The 6,031-nt window shown below is 61.8% G+C and carries 6 protein-coding genes and 2 pseudogenes; 3 read left to right on the top strand and 5 right to left on the bottom strand.

Annotated elements, in window-relative coordinates:
- From VE092_RS03855 to VE092_RS03835, 5 genes and pseudogenes are all read right to left on the bottom strand, one after another.
- Window positions 1-335 (bottom strand): annotated as a pseudogene (locus VE092_RS03855) (lipase); the annotation flags it as partial.
- 96 nt (window positions 336-431) lie between these two features.
- Window positions 432-956 (bottom strand): RDD family protein, encoded by a 525-nt coding sequence (locus tag VE092_RS03850; protein ID WP_324873989.1) that lies wholly within the window; start codon window positions 954-956, stop codon window positions 432-434.
- A 216-nt stretch (window positions 957-1,172) separates the two neighbouring features.
- Entirely contained in the window at window positions 1,173-2,036 is an 864-nt protein-coding gene (locus tag VE092_RS03845; protein ID WP_324873987.1) for a DUF3106 domain-containing protein, read from the bottom strand.
- A gap of 4 nt (window positions 2,037-2,040) precedes the next feature.
- A complete protein-coding gene (locus VE092_RS03840; RefSeq protein WP_324873985.1) occupies window positions 2,041-2,448 on the bottom strand; it encodes a DUF3619 family protein in 408 nt (135 codons plus the stop codon).
- On the bottom strand, window positions 2,445-3,023 hold the full coding sequence (locus tag VE092_RS03835; protein WP_006712884.1) for an RNA polymerase sigma factor: 579 nt from the start codon (window positions 3,021-3,023) through the stop codon (window positions 2,445-2,447). Before VE092_RS03835 ends, VE092_RS03840 begins: the two co-directional genes overlap by 4 nt.
- A 546-nt stretch (window positions 3,024-3,569) precedes the next feature.
- Between VE092_RS03835 and VE092_RS03830 the strand changes: the two genes are divergently transcribed.
- From VE092_RS03830 to VE092_RS03820, 3 genes and pseudogenes are all read left to right on the top strand, one after another.
- Entirely contained in the window at window positions 3,570-5,288 is a 1,719-nt protein-coding gene (locus VE092_RS03830) for an acetolactate synthase 3 catalytic subunit (protein WP_324873982.1), read from the top strand.
- Between the two features lie 2 nt (window positions 5,289-5,290).
- Window positions 5,291-5,782, top strand: coding sequence for an acetolactate synthase small subunit (gene ilvN, locus VE092_RS03825; RefSeq protein ID WP_006712888.1), 492 nt, complete (start codon window positions 5,291-5,293; stop codon window positions 5,780-5,782).
- Window positions 5,783-5,854: 72 nt separating this feature from the next.
- Window positions 5,855-6,031 (top strand): annotated as a pseudogene (locus VE092_RS03820) (ketol-acid reductoisomerase); the annotation flags it as partial.

Raw genomic sequence — 6,031 nt, 5'->3', positions numbered from 1 at the left:
ACCGGCAGCGAGGTCGTATCGGGATAGCTGAACTGGTCGAAGCGCAGGAAGGGCATGGCCCAGGAGGAGCACAGCATGGTCGCCCGGAATTCACGCAGGAACAGGGTGCCGATCTGCAGCCAGCTGATTTCAACCGGGTTGGAGGTGCGGCCGCGATACGGCCAGGTCAGGAAGAAGCTGTTGGCGGTGATCTGCGCGCGCAGCAGCAGGACGATGAGGAGTCCGCCCAGGGCGGCTGCCACGATAGGCCACTCGAAATGCCGCAGCAGGAGGTAGAACAGGATCGCAATGCCGAACTGGATGAGGAGCAGGGTTCTGGAGATGCGTGAAATCATGCGGGCTGGCGTCCGGGGCGATCGGGTGGGCGGGCATGCAGGCGCATGCGGTCGCCCGAGAGCATAACAGAGCGCCGTGTCGCGCTCATGTCCGCTTCATGACTTGTCGCCTGCCTCCGGCAACGCTGGCGTGCGTACCGCGCTGACATCCACCAGGCGGGTACCGGCCAGGCGGTCATGCAGGAACTGGCCCTGTGGATCGAGACGGCAGGTGAGCGCCCAGAAAAAGATGTTGGCAGCCGGGATCAGGATCAGCATCCAGTGCTGGCCACGCACGGCCGAGGCCAGTGCCAGCCCCGGCAGCACCCACAGCCAGGCCAGCAGGAAGCGCAAGGCAGCGCGCCACAGGCCCACCGGCCGCCCCTCGCGATCCGTCAGGCGGAAACGCCAGGTCTTCATGGCCAGCGTCTGCCCGCCATGGGTCCAGAACCAGATGAAATAGGCCGCCAATACCAGGAATAACCAGGCTTCCAGCGCATGGCGCAGGTACAGGGCGTGACGCTGTTGCAGCAGGGTGGAGAACAGCCAGCCGGACATGAACAGCACGCCGAACAGCAGCATCGATTCGTACAGCATGCTGCTCAGGCGGCGGCGCAGCGAGGGCGTGGTGAAATCCGTCATGATCCTGGTTCGGTCCTTCTCTGGAGGGCGCGCAGACTGCCGGGCCGCGTGGCTGGTGTAGTGGAGGTGCCGCCGGCGCGGCCCGCAGATGGTAAAGCAATCGGCGTGGCTTGCCTATGCGGTAACTTGAGCCAGAGCAAGTCAGGGCGCGGATGTGATCCGGCAGCAGCCAGGGGAGGGAAGTGGTGGACAGGGGCGCCGCTGCGGACGCCGGGCTTACTTGCCGTCGTTGGTTGGAGGCGCGACAGCCGTTGTGCTGGCGGGCAGCGCGGCGGTATTGGCGGCGCTGACAGCAATCGTGGTTGGGGCGGCGGCGGTCGGGGTCAGGGCCGGCACCGGCACCGCTTGCGAGCCTGGCACCAGGGCGGGCGCCGGCGCGGCTGCCGGGGTCGGCGCCGGGACTACCGGCAGCGGACGATCGAGCGCTTCAGCGGGCAGCTGGATGCTGGGCGCGGCCGCGGCGGGTGTGGTCGGCAGCTTGGCGACGCGGCGCGGGAGCTTGGCTTCGGCCAGCTTCTTTTTCTGCTCTTCGGACAATTGCTGGTACTTGGCCCACTGTTCGTGCTTTTCTTCCGCGTCGAGCTTTTTGGCACGGGCGTAGTTGGTGCGGGCGGCGCTGCGCTGGGCCGGGGTCAGCTTGACCCACTCGCGCATGCGCTCGTGCAGGCGCTGCTGTTCTTCCGGCTTCATCCGGGTATAGCGCTTGCCGATTTCCAGCCACTTTTCCTTCTGCAGCTCGCTCATGCGCGGCCATTCTCCGGTCAGCGGTTCCAGTGCCTGGTGCTGGGCCGCCGACAGGTTGGCCCAGGCCAGCTTGCTCTCCGGCTTGCGGGCAGCGGATTTGGTGGCGGATTTGTTGGCATGCGGGGCGGCCACGGCAGCAGGTGCGACCGGCGCAGCCGCGCCAGGGACGGGCGCACTGCCGGTTGCCGGGGCAGGGGCGGCGGCCGGTGCGACGGCCTGGGTATTCTGCGCCACGGTCCAGGCGCAGCTCAATCCACCGGCCAGCACGGCCAGCGCCAGCGCGATGCGCGAGAGGCGGGCGTGAGCCTTGACGGGAGTACCGGTGGTCTTGCGCATCGTCTTATTGTCCCTTTTCTGCCAGGAAGGCATTGAAACCATGATCAAGGTAGGCCGACAGCGGAAGCTCGTCGGACAGCACGGCGGCGTCGATGTCGGCCAGGTAGGACACCCGCTTGGCGTTTTCGTGCTGGTAGATGCCGGCAAAGAGGATGATGCCGGCCAGCAGCGGAGCGGCCACGCCCAGGCGGTTCCACCACGAGGGTTTTTCCGACGAGAGCATGCCGCCAGCGAAGGCGCCGGCCAGCACGGGCTGTTCCACGCGCACGGTCATGGGCGTGTGTTTCTTGCGCGCCAGCGCGACCCGGCGGGCAGCGGCCAGGCTTTGCAGGGTATCGTCGGACAGGTTGTCCAGATTGGCGTCAAGCGCCAGCTTCACCTTGTAGGCGAATTGCATTTCCTTGTTGTTCATAATGAGATTCCTTTGGCTCTTAGAGCTTGAGCCAGCGCGTGCGTTGCGCGGGAGCAATGGGTTTTTACGCTACCTTCGGAGCAACCCATGGCGGCGGCCGTTTCCGCCACGTCCATGTCCTGCCAATAACGCATCAGGAATGCTTCCCGTTGACGTGTGGGCAGCTTTTGTATTTCGGCGTCGATCAGGTTCAGGGTCTGCTCGCGCTCGACCTTGTCGGCGCTGGATTCGGCGGCTTCGGAGCCGTCTTCCGATTCCAGGCTTTCCAGGACATCGAAGTCGTCCGGGCCGTCGCCATCACTGTGGTTGCCGCCGAAGCTGGAGAACAGGCTCACCCAGGTGTTGCGCACCTTTTCGCGGCGGAAGAAGTCATGGATGGTGTTTTGCAGGATGCGCTGGAACAGCATCGGCAATTCGCCGACCGGTTTGTCGCCGTATTTCTCGGCCAGCTTGATCATCGCATCCTGAACGATGTCCAGCGCGGCTTCGTCCTTGCGCACCGCATACACCGCCTGTTTGAAGGCGCGGCGTTCGACACTTTCAAGAAAATCGGAGAGTTCTTTGTCAGTTGCCATGCAATACGGTGTGCCGGATGGGTCGCCGGCCAAACCAGGCAAGAATGTTCATGTTTGGCCAGCCTAAATGCGAAAAATGCAAGAAATCGTCAAAAAGCAGACCGAATCCTAGCAAAGTTGGTCCTCTTTGTCCTGAAGTTTATCCCCGCGCGGCGGCATAAACGCGAGTGCTGGCAACGATTTCACCGGAATTCACTTGACCAAAATGATGCAACGCATTACTGTCCTGTTTCCCGCCTCCCACATCTGGGGCGTTTTTGTTCCTTGCCGGTGCTTCACATAAGGTCGTGCCGGTTCGAGGAAACGCTTTATAGGTTTAAAGCTTGTTTGTTCTAACCCGTGCCACAAGCGCGAGGAATCAGTAAGAGTCGAACTTGTACCAAGGCTGAACGAGTCGCGTTGAGCGGCGTTTCAAACTCCACTACGGTTGGAGCGCAGAAACGGCGTGACCGCACAATAAAGGGATGCTGCCGGCAAGACGACGAATGCGATTCCGTCAGGAGAGAACATCCGATCAATTTCCAATGGACCTTGAAAGGAAGCAGCATGAGTGCTGAGCAACTCACCGGCGCGGACATACTCGTCCGTTGCCTGGCTGAAGAGGGTGTTGAACACGTCTTCGGCTATCCTGGTGGCGCCGTCCTCTATATCTACGACGCAATCTTCAAGCAAGACAAATTCCAGCACATCCTGGTTCGTCACGAACAGGCTGCCGTGCACGCTGCGGACGCGTACTCGCGCAGCTCGCAACGGGTCGGCGTGGCCATCGTCACCTCCGGCCCCGGTGTGACCAATGCCGTCACCGGCCTGGCCACGGCCTACATGGACTCCATCCCCATGGTGGTGATCTCCGGCCAGGTGCCGTCGACTGCCATCGGTCAGGACGCGTTCCAGGAGTGCGACACTGTCGGTATCACCCGCCCCTGCGTGAAGCACAACTTCCTCGTGAAGGATGTGAAGGACCTGGCGGAAACCGTCAAGAAGGCCTTCTATATCGCCACCACCGGCCGTCCCGGCCCCGTGCTGGTCGATATCCCGAAGGACATCACCATGCATACCTGCGCCTACGAGTATCCGAAGGCGGTGGAAATGCGTTCCTACAAGCCGGTCGACAAGGGTCACTCGGGCCAGATCCGCAAGGCACTGCAGCTGCTGCTGTCGGCCGAGCGTCCGATGATCTATACCGGTGGCGGCATCATCCTGGCCAATGCCTCGCCCGAGTTGAACAAGCTGGTCGATCGCCTGGGCTATCCCTGTACCAACACCCTGATGGGCCTGGGCGCCTATCGTTCGTCCAGCGACAAGTTCGTGGGCATGCCCGGCATGCACGGCACCTATGAAGCCAACATGGCCATGCAGCACTGCGACGTGCTCATCGCCATCGGTGCCCGTTTCGACGACCGCGTGATCGGCAATCCGAAGCACTTCGCCTCGAACGCCCGCAAGATCATTCATATCGATATCGACCCGTCGTCGATTTCCAAGCGCGTCAAGGTCGACATCCCCATCGTGGGCAACGTCAAGGACGTGCTGCAGGAAATGCTGGCCCAGCTGGATGCCGCCGAGACCCGCCAGAACGGCGCGGCGCTGGACAACTGGTGGAAGCAGATCACCGAGTGGCGCAAGCGTGATTGCCTCAAGTTCGCCACCTCGGACGAATTCATCAAGCCGCAATCCGTGGTGCAGAAGGTGTGGGAAGTGACCAAGGGCGATGCCTTCATCACCTCCGACGTCGGCCAGCACCAGATGTGGGCCGCGCAATACTACGGCTTCGACAAGCCGCGTCGCTGGATCAACTCCGGCGGCCTGGGCACCATGGGCGTGGGCCTGCCCTACGCCATGGGCGTGCAGATGGCCAACCCCGATGCGACCGTGGCCTGCATCACCGGCGAAGCCTCGATCCAGATGTGCATCCAGGAGCTGGCGACCTGCAAGCAGTATCACCTGACCCCCAAGATCATCCTGTTGAACAACCGCTTCCTGGGCATGGTGCGCCAGTGGCAGCAGATCGACTACGGTTCGCGCTATTCCGAGTCCTACATGGATTCGCTGCCGGACTTCAACAAGCTGGCGGAGTCCTACGGCCACGTCGGCATGAAAATCGAGAAACCGGGCGATGTCGACGGCGCGCTGCGCGAAGCCTTCGCCATGAAAGACAGGCTGGTCTTCATGAACTTCATCACGGATCAAACCGAGAACGTCTGGCCCATGGTCAAGGCGGGCAAGGGTTTGACTGAAATGTTGCTGGGTTCGGAGGATCTCTAATCATGCGCCATATCATTTCTGTGCTGCTGGAAAACGAAGCCGGCGCATTGTCCCGTGTCGTGGGCCTGTTCTCCGCACGCGGCTACAACATCGAAACGCTCACCGTTGCACCCACCGAAGACCCGACCCTGTCACGCATGACCATCGTGACCTCCGGTTCGGACGATGTGATCGAACAGATCACCAAACACCTGAACCGCCTGATCGAGGTGGTGAAGGTCGTCGATCTGACGGAAGGCGCGCACATCGAGCGCGAACTGATGCTGATCAAGGTGCGCGCAGTGGGCAAGGAACGGGAAGAGATGAAGCGTACTGCGGATATCTTCCGTGGCCGCATCATCGATGTCACCGAGAAGACCTACACGATCGAGCTGACCGGCGCCAAGAGCAAGCTGGACGCCTTCATCGACGCCCTGGACCGCACTGCGATCCTGGAAACGGTCCGTACCGGCGGCTCCGGCATCGGTCGCGGCGAACGGATCCTGAAGATCTGATCGACCGCGCCAGGCAGTACCCATCACACATACATACATTCAATTCGAGCTATTCGGAATATAGGAAAAATCATGAAAGTTTTCTACGACAAAGACGCAGACCTGTCCCTGATCAAGAACAAGAACGTGACCATCATCGGTTACGGTTCGCAAGGTCACGCCCACGCGCTGAACCTGAAGGATTCGGGCGTGAAGGTCACCGTTGGCCTGCGCAAGGGCGGCGCTTCCTGGTCCAAGGCCGAGAAGGCC

The organism is Herbaspirillum sp., assembly GCF_035644555.1.
Classification (GTDB): Bacteria; Pseudomonadota; Gammaproteobacteria; order Burkholderiales; family Burkholderiaceae_D; genus Herbaspirillum.
Note: the sequence above shows the minus strand (reverse complement) of the source record. Positions and strands in the feature narration are given on the sequence as shown.